Annotated in this window: 18 protein-coding genes; 7 read left to right on the top strand and 11 right to left on the bottom strand. The window is 70.7% G+C overall.

The features are described 5' to 3' along the window. Positions 1-59: 59 nt before the first annotated feature. From AC1DXJ_RS17800 to AC1DXJ_RS17790, 3 genes are read left to right on the top strand one after another with little or no spacing between them, the layout of a single operon-like run. On the top strand, positions 60-1,118 hold the full coding sequence (locus tag AC1DXJ_RS17800) for an iron ABC transporter substrate-binding protein (RefSeq protein WP_477637562.1): 1,059 nt from the start codon (positions 60-62) through the stop codon (positions 1,116-1,118). 14 nt (positions 1,119-1,132) lie between these two features. After that, positions 1,133-2,698 (top strand): ABC transporter permease, encoded by a 1,566-nt coding sequence (locus AC1DXJ_RS17795; protein WP_477612587.1) that lies wholly within the window; start codon positions 1,133-1,135, stop codon positions 2,696-2,698. After that, positions 2,695-3,732 (top strand): ABC transporter ATP-binding protein, encoded by a 1,038-nt coding sequence (locus tag AC1DXJ_RS17790; protein WP_477637561.1) that lies wholly within the window; start codon positions 2,695-2,697, stop codon positions 3,730-3,732. The genes AC1DXJ_RS17795 and AC1DXJ_RS17790 overlap by 4 nt, the downstream gene beginning before the upstream one ends. A 40-nt stretch (positions 3,733-3,772) precedes the next feature. On the opposite strand, the gene AC1DXJ_RS17785 is transcribed toward AC1DXJ_RS17790, so the two are convergent. The 3 genes from AC1DXJ_RS17785 to AC1DXJ_RS17775 are packed head-to-tail and all read right to left on the bottom strand — an operon-like array spanning position 3,773 to position 7,019. Further along, positions 3,773-5,002, bottom strand: coding sequence for a deoxyguanosinetriphosphate triphosphohydrolase (locus tag AC1DXJ_RS17785; protein WP_477637560.1), 1,230 nt, complete (start codon positions 5,000-5,002; stop codon positions 3,773-3,775). A 9-nt stretch (positions 5,003-5,011) separates the two neighbouring features. Continuing rightward, positions 5,012-5,695 (bottom strand): YdeI/OmpD-associated family protein, encoded by a 684-nt coding sequence (locus AC1DXJ_RS17780; RefSeq protein ID WP_477612584.1) that lies wholly within the window; start codon positions 5,693-5,695, stop codon positions 5,012-5,014. Beyond that, positions 5,613-7,019: an APC family permease gene (locus AC1DXJ_RS17775; RefSeq protein ID WP_477612583.1), complete on the bottom strand. Its 1,407-nt coding sequence runs from the start codon at positions 7,017-7,019 to the stop codon at positions 5,613-5,615. Before AC1DXJ_RS17775 ends, AC1DXJ_RS17780 begins: the two co-directional genes overlap by 83 nt. Positions 7,020-7,099: 80 nt before the next feature. Here AC1DXJ_RS17775 and pdxR point away from each other — a divergent pair, with 80 nt between their 5' ends. Then, positions 7,100-8,536 (top strand): MocR-like pyridoxine biosynthesis transcription factor PdxR, encoded by a 1,437-nt coding sequence (gene pdxR, locus AC1DXJ_RS17770; RefSeq protein ID WP_477637559.1) that lies wholly within the window; start codon positions 7,100-7,102, stop codon positions 8,534-8,536. A 4-nt stretch (positions 8,537-8,540) separates the two neighbouring features. Here the strand turns inward: pdxR and dusB are convergent, their stop codons facing one another. Next, positions 8,541-9,770, bottom strand: coding sequence for a tRNA dihydrouridine synthase DusB (gene dusB / locus AC1DXJ_RS17765; protein ID WP_477612581.1), 1,230 nt, complete (start codon positions 9,768-9,770; stop codon positions 8,541-8,543). 38 nt (positions 9,771-9,808) lie between these two features. Here dusB and AC1DXJ_RS17760 point away from each other — a divergent pair, with 38 nt between their 5' ends. After that, entirely contained in the window at positions 9,809-10,648 is an 840-nt protein-coding gene (locus AC1DXJ_RS17760; RefSeq protein ID WP_477612580.1) for a sulfurtransferase, read from the top strand. Positions 10,649-10,673: 25 nt separating this feature from the next. On the opposite strand, the gene AC1DXJ_RS17755 is transcribed toward AC1DXJ_RS17760, so the two are convergent. From AC1DXJ_RS17755 to AC1DXJ_RS17725, 7 genes are all read right to left on the bottom strand, one after another. After that, positions 10,674-11,282 (bottom strand): response regulator transcription factor, encoded by a 609-nt coding sequence (locus AC1DXJ_RS17755; RefSeq protein ID WP_477612579.1) that lies wholly within the window; start codon positions 11,280-11,282, stop codon positions 10,674-10,676. Continuing rightward, complete coding sequence (locus AC1DXJ_RS17750; protein WP_477612578.1) at positions 11,279-12,523, bottom strand: sensor histidine kinase; 1,245 nt, start codon at positions 12,521-12,523, stop codon at positions 11,279-11,281. Before AC1DXJ_RS17750 ends, AC1DXJ_RS17755 begins: the two co-directional genes overlap by 4 nt. A 59-nt stretch (positions 12,524-12,582) precedes the next feature. After that, on the bottom strand, positions 12,583-13,386 hold the full coding sequence (locus tag AC1DXJ_RS17745) for an ABC transporter permease (protein ID WP_477612577.1): 804 nt from the start codon (positions 13,384-13,386) through the stop codon (positions 12,583-12,585). Then, entirely contained in the window at positions 13,383-14,318 is a 936-nt protein-coding gene (locus AC1DXJ_RS17740) for an ABC transporter ATP-binding protein (RefSeq protein ID WP_477613407.1), read from the bottom strand. The genes AC1DXJ_RS17745 and AC1DXJ_RS17740 overlap by 4 nt, the downstream gene beginning before the upstream one ends. Positions 14,319-14,426: 108 nt before the next feature. After that, entirely contained in the window at positions 14,427-15,692 is a 1,266-nt protein-coding gene (locus tag AC1DXJ_RS17735; RefSeq protein ID WP_477612576.1) for a hypothetical protein, read from the bottom strand. After that, positions 15,689-16,204, bottom strand: a complete 516-nt coding sequence (locus AC1DXJ_RS17730) for a SigE family RNA polymerase sigma factor (RefSeq protein WP_477612575.1) — start codon at positions 16,202-16,204, stop codon at positions 15,689-15,691. Before AC1DXJ_RS17730 ends, AC1DXJ_RS17735 begins: the two co-directional genes overlap by 4 nt. 65 nt (positions 16,205-16,269) lie before the next feature. Further along, positions 16,270-17,673, bottom strand: coding sequence for a glycine--tRNA ligase (locus AC1DXJ_RS17725; protein WP_477612574.1), 1,404 nt, complete (start codon positions 17,671-17,673; stop codon positions 16,270-16,272). Positions 17,674-17,786: 113 nt separating this feature from the next. Here AC1DXJ_RS17725 and AC1DXJ_RS17720 point away from each other — a divergent pair, with 113 nt between their 5' ends. Next, positions 17,787-18,989, top strand: coding sequence for an aminotransferase class I/II-fold pyridoxal phosphate-dependent enzyme (locus AC1DXJ_RS17720; protein ID WP_477612573.1), 1,203 nt, complete (start codon positions 17,787-17,789; stop codon positions 18,987-18,989). 18 nt (positions 18,990-19,007) lie between these two features. Then, on the top strand, positions 19,008-19,292 hold the full coding sequence (locus tag AC1DXJ_RS17715; protein ID WP_477612572.1) for a DUF6703 family protein: 285 nt from the start codon (positions 19,008-19,010) through the stop codon (positions 19,290-19,292). Positions 19,293-19,326 lie beyond the last annotated feature (34 nt).

Genomic DNA, 19,326 nt, shown 5'->3' with positions numbered 1-19,326 from the left:
CCCGGACTTGGGCGGTCCACGACGTGAAAGGTAAGGTAAGCCTTGCCTTCTCGTCCCCCATGTTGTTCAGGAGAACCACCACCGTGATCCGTCGACGGACCGCCCTGCTCGCCCTGGCGACCACAGCCACCCTGGCCCTGGCGGGCTGCGGCGGCGACGGCAGCCTCGAGGCAGGCAAGAACCTCGATCCGGACAAGCTGACGATCTACAGCGCCCAGCACGAGAACCTCACCCAGGCGTGGGCCAAGAAGTTCCAGGAGGACACCGGCGTCAAGGTGCAGATCCGCTACGGGTCGGACTCCTCGATGGGCGCGCAGATCGTCCAGGAGGGCGCCAAGAGCCCCGCCGACGTGTTCCTCACCGAGAACTCCCCCGCCATGACGACGGTGCAGAACGCCGGGCTCCTCGCGAAGGTCGACGACGCCACGATCAACCAGGTCGGCGCCGAGTACGCGCCGTCGACGCACGAGTGGGTCGGCATCGCCGCCCGCTCCACGGTGCTGGTCTACAACCCCAGCAAGATCACCGAGGCCGAGCTGCCGACGTCGATCATGGATCTGCAGGACCCCAAGTGGAAGGGCAAGTGGGGCGCGGCCGCCGGGGGTGCCGACTTCCAAGCCATCGTCTCGGCGATCCTCGAGACCCAGGGCGAGGCCAAGACCGCCGCCTGGCTCAAGGGCCTCAAGGACGGTGCGCAGATCTACCAGAACAACATCGCCGTCATGAAGGCCGTCAACGCCGGACAGGTGCCGGTGGGGATCATGTACCACTACTACTGGTACCGCGACCAGGCGCTCACCAAGGCCGGCAGCAAGAACACCAAGCTGCTCTACTTCCGCCACCAGGACCCGGGTGCGTTCGTCAGCATCTCCGGCGGCGCGGTGCTCAAGTCCACCAAGCAGGCCGCGAACGCGCAGAAGTTCCTTGCCTTCGTGACGTCCAAGGAGGGCCAGGGCATCCTCGCCACGAGCGACGCCAAGGAGTATGCCGTGGGCACCGGAGTGGCCTCCGACAAGGCCTTGGAGCCCCTTGACACCCTCGAGGCGCCGCGGGTGGACCCGTTCAAGCTCAACGGCCCCAAGGTCATCGAGCTGATGACRACCGCCGGCATCCTCTAGGTGCCGTACTCCCGATGAGTCCACTCCACACACCACGACGGGGTCGGTCGAACCCCACCCCCGCAGCGGTCGTCGCGGCCAGCCTGCTCGTCGCGGCTGTCTGCGTACTGCCGCTCGTGGTCGTGGCCGTGAAGGCGTTCGACATCGGCTGGGGACCGGCCTGGGACCTCCTGTGGCGGCCGCGGGTCGGTGAGCTGCTGCGCAACACCGGGTCGCTGGTGGTGCTCACGGTCTCGCTGACGACAGCGATCGGCATCGCTGCCGCCTGGCTGGTGGAGCGGACCTCGCTGCCCGGTGCGAGGTTCTGGCGGGTGCTGATGGTCTGCCCACTGGCCGTGCCGGCGTTCGTGAACTCCTATGCGTGGGTGACGGTGCGTCCCGAGCTGCAGGGCCTGAGTGGGGCCGTGCTGGTGACGACGTTGTCGTACTTCCCGTTCGTCTTCCTGCCCGTGGCGGCGGTGTTGCGGGGGCTCGACCAGAGCCTCGAGGACTCTGCCCGGTCGCTGGGTCTGGGTCCCTGGCGGTCCTTCTTCCGCGCCGTCCTGCCCCAGCTGCGGCCCGCCGCCCTCGGCGGCATGCTCCTCGTCTCGCTCCACCTGCTGTCCGAGTTCGGCGTGCTCGCGATGCTGCGGTTCCCCACGTTCACGACGGCGATCCTCGAACAGTTCCAGGTGGCTTTCAGCAACAGTGCCGGCAGCCTGCTCGCCGTGGTGCTCATCGCCCTGTGCCTCGGGCTGCTGACGGTCGAGCTGTTGCTGCGCGGCACGGTGCGGCATGCGCGACTTGGCCGCGGCGCCGCCCGTCGAGCCCTCCCCGCGAGGCTCGGCAGGTGGACGGCTCCGGCCCTGCTGGGCATGGGCGCCCTGACGGTGCTGGCCCTCGGGGTGCCGCTCGGGAGCCTCGTCTACTGGTTCCGCGCCGGGAGTGGGGGCCTCACGGAGAGCGCCTTCGACCCGGCAGAGCTCGTGACGACCCTGTGGGGCACGCTGCGCCTGGCCCTCCTCGCGGGCGTGGTCACGGTGGTCGCCGCCTTCCCCGTGGCCTGGCTCATCGCCCGGCGTCGCACGTGGCTGTCCGTCCTGGTCGAGCGCGCCACCTACGTGGCCTCGTCCCTGCCCGGGGTGGTGATCGCCCTCGCACTGGTCACCCTGTCGGTCCGCTACGCCCGCCCGGTCTACCAGACCAGCGTCGTCCTCGTCGCGGCATACGCCATCCTGTTCATCCCCCGCGCCATGGTGAGCATCCGGGCGGCCATGGCCCACGCGCCCGAGGAGCTCACGGAAGCCGCACGGGCCCTGGGTGACGGACCGTTCCGGGCCTTCGTGCGCGTCCTGGTGCCCCTCACGGCGCCCGGGGCGCTGGCCGGCTTCGCCATGGTGTTCATCGCGACGTCGACCGAGCTGACCGCCACGCTGCTGCTCGCCCCGACCGGCACGCAGACACTGGCGACGGCGTTCTGGAGTGCGAGTGAGAGCATCGACTACGCGGGTGCGGCGCCCTACGCCGCTGCGCTCGTGCTGGTGTCCGCCCCCCTGACCTACCTCCTGCTACGCCGACCCGACGAGGAGCCCGCACTGTGACCACGCTGCGCATCTCGGGCGTCGCCGCGTCGTACGACGGACGACCCGTCCTGCACGGGCTCGACCTCGTCGTGCCGTCCGGCACCACGTCAGCGATCCTCGGCGCCTCGGGCTGCGGCAAGACGACGCTGCTCCGCGTGGTGGCCGGGTTCCAGCCTGCCGACGAAGGAGTGGTTCAGCTCGGCGACCGGACGGTGGCCGGCCCGGGCGTGTGGGTGGCACCGGAGAGGCGAGGCATCGGCTACGTCGCCCAGGAGGGCAACCTGTTCCCCCACCTGAGCGTCGGGGCCAACGTCTCCTACGGACTCCCCCGACACGCTCGGCGGGCGGGCGAGCGCGTCGGTGAGCTGCTCGAGCTCGTGGGCCTCTCCCCCGACCTGGCGACCCGCCGCCCCGACCAGCTCTCGGGTGGCCAGCAGCAGCGGGTGGCGCTGGYGCGGGCCCTCGCCAGGCGCCCCACGGTCGTGCTGCTCGACGAGCCGTTCTCCTCCCTCGATGCCGGGCTGCGGTCCTCGACCCGCGAGGCCGTCGCGCAGGCGCTGGCCCACGAGGACGTCACGGTCGTGCTCGTCACCCACGACCAGGCCGAGGCGCTGTCCTTCGCCGACCAGGTCGCGATCATGCACGACGGCCGGTTCTCCCAGGTCGGGACACCTGCTGAGGTCTACGGCACCCCTGCGGACAGACACGCGGCCGCCTTCCTCGGAGACGCGGTGTTCCTTCGCGGTAGCGCGGACGGCACAGATGTCAGCACCGCGCTCGGGCGGCTCGCTGTCCACCAGCCGGCTCCCGCGGGCACGGTCGACGTGCTCATCCGTCCCGAGCAGATCGTGCTGCGCGACATGGCGCCCGGCATCCCCTGCGCCGAGGTCCTGTCGACGACCTACTTCGGGCACGACGCCCTCGTGGCGCTGCGGCTGCAGGCCGACCACACGGTGGTAACAGCCCGCGTCAACGGCTCGGACGTACCCCACACCGGTTCGATCGTCGGGCTCTCGGTGGTCGGCGAGGCGCGGGCCTTCGAGGCACCCTGACGGGTCGTCGCGGCGCCATCCCGGGGGGGGACGGCTCGGGTCAGCTCCAGGCGCGGTGCAGGTACTCCGCACGCACGTCGGTGAGTGAGGCCACCTGGTCGACGACGACGCGCAGCGCAGCAGCATCGGACTCGGCGTTCTTCCAGTCACCGAGCAGGTCGGGGTCCAGACGCGAGACCGGGTCCTGCTGGTAGGCCGCCACGAGGTCGGCCACGACCTCCCGCTGCCTCGTGAGCACGTCGACCCGCTCCAGGGCGTTCATGACGAAGTGGGCGGCCACGGCCTTCAGGACGGCGCACTCCGCACGGGTCTGGTCGGGCACCACCAGGTCGGCGGCATACCGGGTGAGGGGCCCGTCGCCGTGCCGCTCGCGCGTGGCCACCTCGACCCCGTGGACGAACCGCCCGATGAGCCGTGAGGTCATGTCCTTGAGCGCCGCCCGGTCCACCCGCGAGCCGTCGTATGCCGTGGGGACGGCGCCGCTGGCCAGCAGGCGTTCCAGCGCCGCACCGAGGGCGTCGACGCCCAGGTCGGCGGCGTAGAGCCCGGTGGCCACGGCCAGCACCGAGTCCACGTCGGTCGTGTCACGCAGCCGTCGCACGTCCAGGCGGCCCGAGGCGATCGCGTCCTCCACGTCGTGCACCGAGTAGGCGACGTCGTCGGACCAGTCCATGACGTCGGCCTCGATGCAGCGCTCCCCAGGGGCCCTGCCATCGCGGAACCAGTCGAACACCGGCACGTCATCGGCATAGACGCCGAACTTCGTTGTGGGAGTGGTGCTCTCGCCACGCACCCAGGGGTACTTGGTGGCCGCATCCAAGGTGGCGCGGGTGAGGTTGAGACCTGCAGGACGGCCGTCGGGATGGACTCGCTTGGGCTCCAGACGGGTCAACAGGCGCAGCGTCTGTGCGTTGCCCTCGAAGCCCCCGATGTCGCGGGCGACGTCATCCAGGGCGCGCTCGCCGTTGTGACCGAAGGGTGGGTGGCCGAGGTCGTGGGCGAGGCAGGCCGAGTCGACGACGTCGGCACTGCACCCCAGCGCCTGGCCGAACTCGCGGCCGATCTGGGCGACCTCGAGACTGTGCGTGAGCCGGTTGCGGACGAAGTCGTCGTCGCCGGGCTGCACCACCTGGGTCTTGGCCGAGAGCCTGCGCAGCGACGCGGAGTGAACGAGCCGGGCCCGGTCACGGGCGAAGTCGTCGCGGTCGGCCCGCTTGGTGGCAGGGTCCTCCCGCACCCAGCGCTCACGGTCGACCGAGCTGTATGCCACGCCGCGAGCCTACGGCTGGGCGGCCCGCGCGGCCTCGGCGGCTCGCTCCACCCACTTCGGCTGGGTGCCGTAGCGCTGGCTCGGAATCAGCCGGCCGGCCGCGCAGTCCTCCACCAGCTGGACCATCCGCTTGTCGCGGGTGGCCGCCTGCTTGGCCGTCAGCACCCAGTACACGACGTGCTTCCGGTAGGTCTCCGTGGCGACCTCCCAGAAGGCGCTGGCGGCCGCGTCGCCGGCCAGCTGCGCGGCATACTCCGGCGGCAGCTCGAGGTCGCCTCGGTTCTCGTAGGAGTAGATGCTGGAGCGGTCGTCGCGGCGCCGCTCGTAGGCGGCCAACCCGGGCGGCTGCATCCGCCCCTCCGCCTTGAGCCGCTCGACCGAGGCGATGTTGATCGAGCTCCAGTTGCTCGTGCGCTTGCGCGGGGTCCAGCGCTGCCGCGTCGTGTCCTCGTCGACGCGCTGCGCGACCGAGTCGATCCAACCCCAGCACAGCGCCTCGATGACGGCCTGTTCCCAGGTGAGCCCGCGGTCTGGGACGTGCCTCTTGTACAGGCCCATCCAGAGCTCCGTGGCGGTGTCGTGGTTGGCCGCCAGCCAGGCCGCGAACTCCTCAGGCCCCGAGAAGAACGTCGCAGGCCTCTCCGGTGTCCCGCCCGGTGTGCCGATCTGGCTGGGCGTGCCTTTCCTCGTCATGGGCGAAGCCTGCCACGACGGTCCGACGCCCGCGCCAGGTCTGGTACCCCACCGCTGCCGCGGCGATGCCGAGTGCCCACAGCACGTGCCAGCCGTTCATGACCAGCAGCCCGAGCACTGACGTCAGTGCGGCCAGTGCGGTCCACCACACCTTGGTGCCCCGCGGGAGCAGGCGCACCGCCGCTGCCGTGCCGAGCACGTACACGAGCGTGAAGCAGCCGGTGGCCAGCAGCATCAACGGCGTCATGCCCAGGTGCAGCACCTCGCCGGCGGTCAGCCAGAGCACCGACTGCCCCGCGATGAGGGCCAGGCTCCGTCGTGGCACCTCACCGGCGCCGGCGCCCACGGCGAGGTATGCGGGAAGCGCACCATCGCGGGCCAGCGCGGCCCCCAGCCGGGACCCGCCGGCGTAGTACGCGTTCATGGCACCGACCGTGAGGAGGACGGCCACCACGGCGGTGACGACGCGCACCCGTCCACCGACGCCCGCCGCGAGGAGGTCGGACAGCGGCGCCTCGCTGGAACCGGTGGCAGGCCCGAGCACCATCAGGCTGGTGGCAGCGAGGGCGAGGTAGAGAGTGCCCACGACCACCACGGCAACAGCGGTGGCCCTGGGCACGTCGCGGGACGGGCGCCGGTAGTCCCCGGCGAGGGACGCAACAGCCTCCCAGCCTGCGAACCCCCAGACCAGCAGTGCAGCTGCCGACCCCACGGCGGCCCAGCCGTGGGGGGCGAAGGGCTGGAGGTGGTCCACTCGCGCATGCGGCAGGGCGGCGGCGATCGTGACCACCATCAGCGTGGCGAGGACTGCGGTGAGGCCCAGCTGGATGCGCCCCGACAGGCGCAGCCCGGCGGCGTTCATCAGCCCGACGCCGACGATGAGGCCAGCCGCGACAGCGACCGCCACCGCGCGCCCACCGCCCACCGCATCGGAAACGTAGCCACCTGCCATCAGCGACGCCGGCGGCGCCCCGACCGGCACCGCGAAGTAGAAGCACCAGCCGACGGCTGCGGAGGCCTTGGGCCCGAAGGCACCCCGCACATAGGTCGAGACCCCACCGCTGTCGGGGAACCGCGCACCCATCGCGGCGAAGGTCGACGCGAGCGGGACGCTGAGCAGCACCAGGGCCGCCCAGGCGACGAGCGAGGCCGGTCCGGCAATGCCCGCAGCGAGGGCCGGAAGCGTGATGACGCCCGTGCCGAGCACCGCGCCGATCGACAGGGCCGCCCCCTGTGGCACGGACAGCCCGAACGGCCGGGTGCCCCTGCCCTTGGTCGCGGCGGAGTCGGGGGTGGCGTCGGGGGTCGTGCTGGTCTTGGCCATGCCTCCAGCGTGCCGGTCGATTGGACCCGTGCGAAGAGCCAGTTCTGGCCATCCTGATTGGACCAATCTAGGCTGGCGGAGTGAACCCGCACCTGCGCCCGCAGCTGGGCCTGTCGCTCGACGGCGTGGTCGTCGGCGACCGGGCCTCGACCCTCTACCAGCACCTGCTCGAGGCCATTGTCGACGGGCGGCTGGTCGCCGGTTCGAGGGTTCCGCCCACACGCGAGCTCGCTGCCGAGCTGGGCCTGTCGCGCGGCACGGTCACCACGGTCTACGACCGCCTCACCGCCGAGGGCTTCCTGGCGACACTAGTGGGCTCGGGCACCTTCGTGAGCAGGGAGGCCCGACCGCACCGCACCCGTAGCGCACCGGTGGGCGACGTGCGTCCACGCGCCGTCTGGTCGACCCTGCCTCCCCCGGTGCTCGACTCGCCGGCGGCCGAGTTCGACCTGTCCGTCGGCGGTCCCGACACCTCGTTGTTCCCCCTCGCGGTCTGGCGGCGGCTCGTCTCGGCCACCCTCCGTCCTTCCCTGCTGGCCGCCTCTGCGTACGAGGGCCAAGGGGACGCCGCACTGCGGCGGGAGATCGCACGGTATGCCGGCCTGTCCCGTTCCGTCGTCGCCGGCCCGGAGGACGTGCTGCTCACCAACGGCGCCCAGCAGGGGCTGGACGTCGTCGCGCGGTCAGTGCTCGACCCCGGTGACGTCGTCGTCGTCGAGGACCCGGGGTACACCGCCGCGACGCGGCTGTTCGTCTCGCACGGCGCCCGGGTCCAGGGGGTGCGCGTGGATGCCGAGGGTCTCGTCGTCGACGAGCTCCCGCGCACGGCCCGGATGGTCTACGTCACCCCGTCCCACCAGTTCCCGACCGGGGCGGTGATGTCACTGCGGCGGCGGATCGCGTTGTTGGAGTGGGCCTCTCGACGGAACGCGGTGATCGTCGAGGACGACTACGACTCCGAGTTCAGGTTCGAGGACAGGCCGCTCGCGCCACTGCAGAGCCTCGACCGGGACGGGCGTGTCGTCTATGTCGGGTCGTTCTCCAAGACCCTGATGCCGTCGCTGCGGGTGGGCTACCTCATCGCACCCCAGTCCCTCCAGCACACCCTGCGACAGGCCAAGCTGCTGACGGACTGGCAGGGAGATGCCGTCACCCAGGGCGCCCTCGCGCGGTTCATGGCCGAAGGTCTGCTCGCCGCGCACGTCCGCCGGGTCACCCGGATCTACACCGAGCGCCGCGCCGCCCTCGTGAACGGTCTGCAGAGCCTTCCGGCGGGTGTCCTCGAGCTGCTCCCGTCGGCAGCTGGGCTGCACCTGTGCGCCTACTTCGTCGACCGGACCGTGGACGACGTGGCGGTGGCATCGGCCGCGTGGGAGGCCGGTGTGTCGCTCGAGCCGGTGTCCGTACGGTTCCTCGACACCCCGCCGAGGCCGGGCCTCGCGATGGGGTTCCGTCGAGTCACGGTCGAGCAGGTCCCGGAAGCCATCCGCCGTCTCGCGACCGTCCTCCCGCTGTAGCCCCTCAGCCGCCGGAGACGGACAGCTCGGCCTCGGACACCGCCAGGCGATGGGCCTCGCTGAGCTCCTGGCTGTCGAGCCAGCCCTCGGGCAGGGCGACGTGTCGGGGTGATCCAGCGCGCCCGCGCTGCCCCTCGGCAGGATCACCGGGCCAGGGGGCCGAGGCGTCCATCGTGGCGATCAGCCGGTCCAGCGCGGCCAGCGAGTCGACGAGCGCCAGCTGGTGGCGCACTGTGGAACCTGCCGGGAATCCCTTGAGGTACCAGGCGATGTGCTTGCGGATGTCTCGACAGGCCTTGTACTCGTCGCCGTAGAAGTCGATGAGGTACTCGGTGTGACGGCGCATGGTGGCCGTCACCTCGCCGAGGGTGGGCTCGACACGAGCCGGCGTCCCGGCGAAGGCCGCCGCCAGGTCGGTGAACAGCCAGGGACGACCCAGGCAGCCGCGCCCGACGACCACGCCGTCGCAGCCCGTCTCGTGGGCCATCCGGACGGCGTCCTCGGCCGACCAGATGTCGCCGTTGCCGAGGACCGGGATGCTCCGCACGGTCTCCTTGAGTCGCGCGATGGCGCTCCAGTCGGCTTCGCCCGAGTAGGCCTGCGAGGCGGTGCGACCGTGCAGGGCCACGGCTGCGACCCCGGCGCGCTCGGCGATGAGCCCGGCCTCCAGGTAGGTCAGGTGCTCGTCGTCGATGCCCTTGCGCATCTTCACGGTGACGGGCACGGCATACGGGCTGGCCTCCCGGACCGCGCCGGTGACGATGGCCTGGAAGAGGTCGCGCTTCCAGGGCAGGGCGGCGCCGCCGCCCTTGCGGGTCACCTTGGGGACGGGGCAGCCGAAGTTGAGGTCGATGTGGTCGGCGCGGTCCTCGGTGACGAGCATCCGCACCGCCGCGGCGACGGTGGCTGGGTCGACGCCGTAGAGCTGGATCGACCGCGGGTTCTCCTGGGGGTCGTGCTCGATGAGCCGCATCGACTCGGGCGTCCGCTCGACAAGGGCGCGCGAGGTGATCATCTCGCTGACGTAGAGCGAGGTCGCGCCACTGGCGCCGCCCTGGTCGAGCCCCTGGTCGCCGTACTCGCGGCACAGCTTGCGGAATGCCCGGTTGGTGATGCCGGCCATCGGGGCGAGCACGACCGGGGACTCGATGGTGTGCCGGCCGATCTGCAGCGGAGGCAGGACGGCGGTCGACGCCTGCTGCTGCGGGGCGGAGCGCGTTGAGGTCGTGGTCATGGCGGCACCAGTGTCCCATCTGGTGCTTGACTGGCCGAATGCGTGCCCTGATCAGCGCCGCCGAGCTCCTCGCAGACCTCACCCGGGATCCGGGTGCAGTCGTCCTCGTGGACGTCCAGTGGAACCTCACCAGTGCAGCCGGCCCGCCCGGGCGAGAGCTGTATGCCGCCGAGCACCTCCCGGGTGCCCACCACGTCGACCTGGACGCCGAGCTCGCCGGGCCGCCCGGGCGCGGAGGTCGTCACCCGCTCCCCCAGGCACACGCCGTCGCCGCGGCGGCGCAGCGGTGCGGTGCCGCGAACGACTCGCGCATCGTCGTCTACGACCAGGGCCCGTCGTATGCCGCGGCCCGGGCGTGGTGGGTGCTGCGCCACTTCGGGGCTCGCGACGTGCGGGTTCTCGACGGCGGTCTCGCGGCCTGGCGGTCCGCAGGTGGTCCGGTGACGTCGGAGCTGCCCGCACCCGGCGCGGGCGCGTTCGAGGCACACGCCGGCGGCATGCCCGTGATCGATGCGGTCGGAGCAGCCACGGCAGCCAGGGACGGCGTGCTCCTCGACGTCCGGACGCCCGAGCGCTTCCGTGGCGAGACCGAGCCGATCGACCCCGTGGCAGGTCGGGTGCCGGGTGCCGTCAACGCCCCCGCGACCGACAGCGTCGGCCCGGACGGACGGTTCCTGGGTGCCGACGACCTGCGAGAGCTGTTCTCACGCAAGGGACTTCCGACGTCGGGACCGGTGGTGGCCTACTGCGGGTCGGGGGTCACCGCCGCGCACACCGTGCTCGCCCTCCACGAAGTGGGCATCGAGGCGGCTCTCTACGCAGGGTCGTGGAGCGAGTGGATCACCGACCCGAGCCGTCCGGTCGCGACGGGCGACTGAGCCCGCTGCGCTACACAACCACCGCTCAGAGCCAGCCGTACTCGTCGGCGATCCGCACGGCGTCCGCGCGGTTGCGTGCCATGGTCTTGCCGATCGCTGACGAGAGGTGGTTGCGCACGGTGCCCTCGGAGAGGCTCACGTGCCGGGCGATGTCCGCCACCGACCCGCCCTCGCGGGCAGCGATCAGCACCTCGGTCTCGCGCGCCGTGAGCGGCGACTCACCACCGGCCAGCGAGTCTGCGGCCAGGGCCGGGTCGACCACCCTCAGCCCCGAGTGCACGCGGCGCACGGCTTCGGCGAGCTGGCGGGCGGGAGTGTCCTTGACGACGAAGCCACTGGCGCCGGCCTGCAGCGCGCGACGCAGGAAGCCGGGGCGGCCGAACGTCGTGACGATCAGCACCCGCACGCCGGGCATTGCCTCGTGGAGTGCCGCGGTGGCAGCGATCCCGTCCAGCCCCGGCATCTCGACGTCGATCAGCGCAACGTCCGGCTTGCTGCTGCGAGCCGCGGCGACCACGGCATCACCGCTGCCGACCTCCGCCACGACCTCCATGTCGGGTTCGAGCCCGAGGAGGGTGGCGATGGCACCGCGGACCATGGCCTGGTCGTCGGCCAGCAGCAGGCGGATCGTCATGCCTGAACCCTCTCGTGCCAGTCCGGATCCACGGAGCGCGGGGGCGGCGAGGAGGTGACCGACAGCTCGAAGCCGTGTGGTGAGACGGGCCCCGTGACGAGCCGGGCGCCGGCGCCCTCAGCGCGTTCCTTGAGTCCGAGCAGTCCGGTGCCGGGCGTGCCCGGCCGGGCGCCGGCACCGTTGTCGACGACGGTGATCCCCCGCTCGTCGAGAGTCACTCGACAGCTGGTGGCACCGCTGTGCCGGATGACGTTCGTGACGCCTTCGCGCAGCGTCCAGGCGCACAGCTCGCGCAGGTGGCTGGGCACGGCGTCGGCCGCGGTGGGCAGGTCTGCCTCGATCCCGGCGGATGCCAGCGAGGACCGGGCACGGGCCAGCTCGGCCGGCAACGACGTCTCGCGGAAACCCGCGACCGCCTGGCGCACGTCGGCGAGGGCGTCCCGGGCGAGCCGCTCGAGGTCCCCGACCTCCACCTTGGCCCGCTCGGGGCTGACGTCCATCAACCGCGCGGCCAGCTCGGCCTTGACCGTGATGACCGTGAGGCTGTGGCCGAGGATGTCGTGGACGTCGCGGGCCATCCGGTTGCGCTCGTCCTGGATGGCCAGGCGTGCGTTCTCCTCACGCGCCTCGGCCAGGGCACGCTGCCGCTGCGACGCGATCATCCCTCCGGTGACGGCGGCCATGGCGAGCACCATCGACATGCTGATGCTCGCGTCGTGACGCCAGCCGTCGACGTGGAAGGTGAGGAACTCGTAGAGCGCCACCAGCGCCCCACCGATGGCCAACCCGATGCGGACCTGGAAGGTCCACAACCCCGACACCGCGAGGAACACCCACGTGGCTGCACCTTCCTGGCCGATGGTGAGGGGGGCGAGGGCAGCCAGGACCGCCAGGGCGGCCCAGTAGAGGAGCCCCACCGACGTGACGTACCAACGCGAGGCGATCGACCCGCGGGTCCCCCAGACCGCCGCTCGCAGGTGGGAGAAGTGCACGAGGTAGAGCACGACGAACAGCGCGAGCACCACCAGACCACCATCGGCGCGCAGGGTCTCTCGCTGCTCCCAGGCCGCACCGACAGCGTCCCAGAGGAACACCAGCCAGATGCTGGCGAAGAAGAAGCCGAGGACTCGTTCGCCCCAGGTGTTCTCGCCCGTGCCCGCGAAGAACTGCGGGCGCGGCTCGGGAGCCCCCACGCGCCCGGGGGTTCCCGGGACCACGTCCTCGGTGCTGTGCTCGCTCACAGGCCCCAGCCTCGCAGAGACGGGGTCGGTGGTGAATGGGCGCAACGCCCGCAGCAGGCTCAGACGCGCGCCGTGTCGCGTCGGAAGCGCCATGCCGCCCCTCCCGCAAAGACCACGAGCCACAGCGCCACGTTGACGACCGCCGCCCACCCAGGACTTGTCCCCTTCAGCGGCGCATGGGCCAGCTCGCTGAGGCCGTACATCGGGGTGAGCTTCGCGATCGTCTGGAACGTCGACCCCATCTGGTCGAGCGGCGTGAACAAGCCACCCAGGAAGGCCAACAGGGCCAGGCCCGGACCGAGGATCTGCATGACGTTCTCGCTCGGCAGCAGGTAGCCCATGAACACCCCGAACGCCGCGAAGACGAGCGACCCCACCCACGCGATCAGGGCTGTCTCGACCCACAGGGGGCCGTCCAGCTGCGCCTGGGTGAAGCCCCCCGCGGCATACGTCACAGCAACCGAGACCGCACCGAGGAGCATTGCGACGAGCACCTTCACGACGATGTATGCCGCGGGCGTGAGCGGGGTGAGCCGCAGCTGGCGGCTCCATCCCTGGCTGCGTTCCGTGGCGACCATGGCGCCACCCGCCGTCGTGGAGAGCATCGCGCCGTACAACGCCATCGAGATCATGATCGAGGCCGCCCAGTTGCCGTGCGCCCCGGCGCTCTTCAGCGAGTAGTCCTTCCCGGTCCCGAACAGGAGGAAGAAGACGACGGGGAGCACAACCGAGAAGATCACGGTCCTCCGGTTGCGGAGCATGCGGCGCAGCTCGAGCCGCAGCAGGGTGCTGTTGAAACCGCCGAGAGGTGGGACGTCCCGCTGCGGGACCGCGGACGCGGTGGTGGACGTGGTGGTGCTCATGGCTGTCCTTCGTCGGTGGTGAGCGAGATGAAGGCGTCCTCCAGCCCGCGCGAGGTGATCTCGAGGTCGCGAGCGTCGGTGGACACGAGCAGGTGACGGGCGACGGCATCGCTGTCGGTGGACGCGATGAGGATGGAGTCACCCCTCACCTCCACGGTTTCGACCCCGGGAAGTTCTTGCAGCGCAACGACATCCGCGCCTGGCCACGTCGCGCGGACCGTCCTGCCTGACACCAGTGCCTTGACCTGCGCCGCCGTGCCGTCGGCGACCACCTGGCCGTGGCTGACCAGGACGATCCGGTCCGCGTAGGCATCGGCCTCCTCGAGGTAGTGCGTGGCGAACAGCACCGTGCGCCCCTGCTCGGCGTCCTCACGGATCGCCCCCCAGAAGTCGCGACGCCCCGTGACGTCCATGCCGGTCGTGGGCTCGTCGAGGACGAGGAGCTCAGGGTCCGGCAGCAACGCCATGGCGAACCGCAGCCGCTGCTGCTGGCCGCCGGAGCACTTCACGACCCGCCGTCCGGCGATGTCCGAGATGCCGGCGCGACCCAGCACCTCGGCCACCGGTCGCGTGTTGCTGAACAGGCTCGCGGTGAGCCGCAGGGTCTCCTCGACCGTGAGGTCCTTGAGGAGTCCGCCGGTCTGCATCACGGCCGAGACCAGCCCACGTCGGACTGCCGCCGAGGGCTCCATGCCGTAGACCTGCGCGCTCCCCTGGTCCGGGCGGGACAGCCCGAGCACCAGGTCGATGGTGGTGGTCTTGCCTGCCCCGTTGGGACCGAGGAACGCGACGATCTCGCCGGGTCGCACCGTCAGGTCGATCCCCCGGACGGCGCGCACGCTGCCGAAGCTCTTGGTGAGCCCGCGGAGCTCGATGGCAGGCAGCTCCTCCGCGGCTCGTGGCACCCCGAGCGTCTTCGCGGGGGTCTGCATCTGTGGCATGGCGCCACGATGCCGCGAGGGACCGCCCCTGGTCTCGGACAGTCGTCACGACGTCCCCATGACGTCTGTCAGGTGGGCCCCCATCGGACAGGTGCCGGGTCAGTTGCGCACGCCAACGTTGAGCGCGATGGCGGTCGGCGGGTCGTCGGCAGCGCCAGTGGTCAGACGGGACACGTCGTAGACCGCTCCGGTGTCGACGTTCCAGGCCAAGATCCACCGGCCGTGGCTGCCGACCGACTCGTACAGGACGGTCGTGGCGTCGGCCCAGCCGAGCACCGTGCAGCACCCCTTGAACCGGCCGGTCTGTCCGTCCGGGTTCTCCGGTGCCAGCAGGACACGGGCCGAGGCAGACCCCGCGTCGACGACCAACAGTCCCTGGTAGATCGGGCCGTTGCCGCGCCGAATCACCTCTGCCGTCACGTTCTGGTCGAAGAACACACCCGTCGCCGCCAACACACCCGTGCTGACCGTGTCCTTAAACACTGAGGCCACCGGGGCCCGCACGGGGGACTCAGCCCCTGGGTGCCCCAGCTCGTCGAACCTCGTGACCATCAGCCCGTCCGAGTTCATGTCGACAGACGTGACCCGGAAAGTTCCGTCGTACCCAGCATCGACCCGCACGGCCTTCGCGCCCGGTTTCCCGGGGTCGATGACCCAGGCCTGATGATCGGCATCCCGAGCCACAATCGCACTGCCCGAGGCATTCCATCCGGCCCACTCCACGACCAGGGACGGCACCGGATAGGAGACCGTTTCACCGGTCTGGGTGTCGAGGCGGACCACGTGGTCCCGTTGGGGGAACACGACGTACCGCCCTCCCCCGCCGAAGGCACGGGGACCCAGCGGCGTCGCGGCGTTCCCGTTGGCCTCGTCCGTGCTCACCAGGTCGACCTTGTCGACGACGGTCTGCGTCCCGTCCCTCGCCACGAGCACGGGATGGAAGACGTCCCCGTCCGCGCGCAGGTAGACCGCGACCACTGACGCGGGCGGGCCGGCAAACGGGTGGGCGGCGCTCCTGGCGCGGACGTCGATGACCGAGGGCAGCCCGGCATCGAAGTCGGGCAGCTGCGCCTCGGCGCCCTCCAGGGGCATGACCGCGTATGCCGTTCCGTCCGACAGGGTGCCGGTGCGGGCCGGCGTCGTGGAGGTGATGGCGGGCGTCGGCCGGGGCTTGGTGGAGCCCCCCAGCTGGACGGCGGCGACAGCCAGCCCCACCGCCGCGACGACACCGACGGCGCCCACCGCCAACCGGCGGCGACGTGCTCGCTCGGCCTTGGCAGCAGCCCACGCGCCCTGGGCGAAGTCCACCTCCGGCAGCTGCTCGCTGGCCCGCTCGAGGAGGCTGCCGAGATCCCGTTCGGTCATGGCTGGTCCTTTCCGGACAGGTGTGGCGCGAAGTCCGGCAGCAGCGTGCGCAGCCGACCCAGCGCCGCGTGCGTCTGGCTCTTCACCGTGCCGACCGAGACGCCGAGCACCTCCGCGGTCTCTGCTTCGCTGCGGTCCTCGAAGAAGCGCAGCACGACCATCGCGCGCTGCTTGGGCGTGAGCTCTGCCAGGGCTCGTTCGAGGTCGACCCGCTGCCCGGTCTGTTCCGATCGGTCGTGGACCGGGACCTCGATGAGCGGCAGGGACGACAGCGACTCGCGCCGAGTCCTGCGCCACGAGGACACGGCGTCGCGGTAGAGGATCCGCCGCACGTAGGCGTCAGGGTTCTCGTGCCGGAGCCTGTCCCAACGGGCTGCGACCTTGGTCAGCGCTCCCTGGAGGAGGTCCTCGGCCAGGTGGGCGTCACCGCAGACGAGGTACGCCGCGCGAAGCAACCGGTGCTGGCGCGCCCGCACGTAGCGGGCGAACTCCTCGTCCACCTCGTGCCGCATGCCACCTCCCACCTCGGCGAGTCATCTCACCTCAGTAACGCACGAGACCACGCAAAAGGTTGGCGTCAGCAGCCGAGCAGGCGCCCTCCGAGGTACTCCTCGACCTTGTCGAGCGAGACGCGCTCCTGCGCCATGGTGTCGCGCTCACGGATCGTGACCGCCTGGTCCTCGAGGGTGTCGAAGTCCACGGTGATGCAGAACGGCGTGCCGATCTCGTCCTGACGACGGTAGCGACGACCGATCGCCCCCGCGTCGTCGAAGTCGATGTTCCAGTGCTGGCGCAGGGTGGCCGCGAGGTCGCGGGCCTTCGGCGACAGGTCGGCGTTGCGCGACAGCGGGAGCACGGCGGCCTTGACCGGGGCGAGGCGCTTGTCGAGCTTGAGCACGACGCGCTTGTCGACACCGCCCTTGGTGTTGGGCGCCTCGTCCTCGGTGTAGGCGTCGACGAGGAAGGTCATCAGGCTCCGCGACAGGCCCGCCGCGGGCTCGATGACGTAGGGCGTGTACTTCTCGCCGCTCGCCTGGTCGAAGTAGACGAGGTCGGTGCCCGAGTGCTTGCTGTGCGTCGTGAGGTCGAAGTCGGTGCGGTTGGCGATGCCCTCGAGCTCGCCCCACTCGCTGCCGGTGAAGCCGAAGCGGTACTCGATGTCGACGGTGCGCTTGGAGTAGTGGCTGAGCTTCTCCTGGGCGTGCTCGAAGTGGCGCAGGTTGTCGGGGTTGATCCCGAGGTCGGTGTACCAGCGGGTGCGCTCGTCGATCCAGTACTGGTGCCAGTCCTCGTCCTCGCCGGGCTTGACGAAGAACTCCATCTCCATCTGCTCGAACTCGCGCGTGCGGAAGATGAAGTTGCCCGGGGTGATCTCGTTGCGGAAGCTCTTGCCGGTCTGGGCGATGCCGAACGGCGGCTTCTTGCGGGCCGTGTTCATCACGTTGAGGAAGTTGAGGAAGATGCCCTGAGCGGTCTCGGGCCGCAGGTAGTGCAGGCCCGACTCGTCCTCGACGACACCGAGGTAGGTCTTCAGCAGCCCGGAGAACTGGCGCGGCTCGGTCCACTGGCCACGGGTGCCGCAGTTGGTGCAGGCGACGTCGGCGAGCTTGACCTCGTCGGGCGAAGTCAGCCCGTGCTTGGCCCCCGACTTCTCGAACACCGCTTCCTGGAGGTGGTCGGCGCGGAACCGCTTGTGGCAGGACAGGCACTCGACGAGCGGGTCGGAGAACGTCGCGACGTGGCCGGAGGCCTCCCAGGTCTGGAGCGGAAGGATCACCGAGGAGTCCAGACCCACGACGTCGTCGCGGCTGGTGACCATGCTCTTCCACCACTGGCGCTTGATGTTCTCCTTCAGCTCGACGCCGAGCGGGCCGTAGTCCCAGGCCGACCTCGTACCTCCGTAGATCTCCCCGCAGGGAAAGACGAAGCCTCGGCGCTTGCAGAGGGAGACGACGGTGTCGACGGTGGAAGGTGCAGCCATGCGCAGAAGGTTACTGTGCGTGCGTCGGCTCGGCTCTCGACGGGTATGCCGCGTGGCCGCCTCCGTCGAATGGTGGTCCCGACCACCACGGGCCCCGTCTAGCCTTGGTGGCCATGAGTGACCACCCCGTCTCCACACGGGCGGTGCGGATCCAGCAGGCCGAGTCCTTCCGGATGCTCTTCGACTTCGCCCGCAAGTCCGGCTACCAGGAGCGCCGGCTCGAGCCCGGCGTGCTCGACTTCACCTTCGGCGACCCGCACGAGCTGCCCCAGCCGGCCTACGTCGAGGCGCTGCGAGAGGCCGCCCTGCCCAAGGACGAGCTCTGGTTCGCCTACAAGTTCAGCCAGGAGCCGGCCCAGGAGGCGGCCGCCGCCTCGCTGTCGCGGCACCTCGGGATCGCGTGGCCGGCCGACCGCGTCCGCATGACCACCGGCGGCTTCGGTGCCATCGCCACCGCGCTCAAGACCGTGGCGGACCCCGGCGACGAGGTCATCTTCAGCCTGCCACCGTGGTTCCTGTACGAGTCCCTGGTCCTCGAGGCCAGCCTGGTGCCGATCAAGGTGCGGATCGACCCCGCGACGTTCGACCTCGACCTCGCCGCCATCGAGGCCGCGATCACCCCGAGGACTCGGGTGGTCATCGTGAACACCCCGAACAACCCCACCGGTCGGATCTACCCGGAGTCGACCCTGCAAGCCCTGGGCGCGCTGCTCGAGGAGGCGTCCGCCAGGAACGGCCGGCGGATCTACCTCGTGTCCGACGAGGCGTACAACCGGCTGGTCTTCGACGGGGCACGCTTCGTCAGCCCGGGCCAGCACTACCCCTACACCCTGCTCTGCTACTCCTACGGCAAGGTCCTGGTGTCACCGGGGCAGCGGCTGGGCTACCTCGCGCTGCCCCCGTCGATGCCCGCCGACGTGGTGGACGCCATCATCGAGGCCGTGGAGAGCGTCCAGATCGCTGCGGGGTGGCTCTTCCCGAACAACGTGATGCAGTACGCCACCCCGCGCCTCGAGGAGCTCAGCCTCGATGTGGCTCACTTGCAGGTCAAGCGTGACTTCATGGTCGAGGGACTTCGTCGGATCGGCTACGACCTCAGGGTGCCCGAGGCGACCTTCTACCTCTTTCCCCGCTCGCCGGTGCCCGACGACGAGGCGTTCGTGCGACTGCTCTCAGACCTGGGCGTGATCGTGATGCCCGGCAGGATCTTCGAGACGCCGGGCTTCTTCCGGATCTCCCTGACCCAGACCCTCCCGGTGATGGAGCAGAGCCTGCCGCGGTTCGCGACGGCGCTGGCGCAGGTCCGAGGCACCTGACGACATAGGGTTTCGCCCGTGCCCTCCCTGCGTGAACGCGTCGCCGACGTCAGCCTGCCCGTCATCAACGCCCTGAACCGGATGCCTCGTGCGGTCCCCTTCCTGCTGGTCCTGGGCCTGATGGTCGCCGGCGTCCTCGTCCCGACGTGGGGCTGGCTGTTCCTCGCGGTCGTCGTGGCCTTCCTCGGCTGGACCCTCTACCTGGCGTGGCCGGCGCTGGACCGAACCGCACGACTGGGCAGGTTCGCGGTCCTCCTGATCGCCGTGGCCATCACCATCACGCGAGCAATCCCGCGCACCTGAGCGTCGCCAGGCGATTTTGACAATCGTTCTCACT

The sequence above is a fragment of the Pedococcus sp. P2_D9 genome (assembly GCF_056404275.1).
Note: the sequence above shows the minus strand (reverse complement) of the source record. Positions and strands in the feature narration are given on the sequence as shown.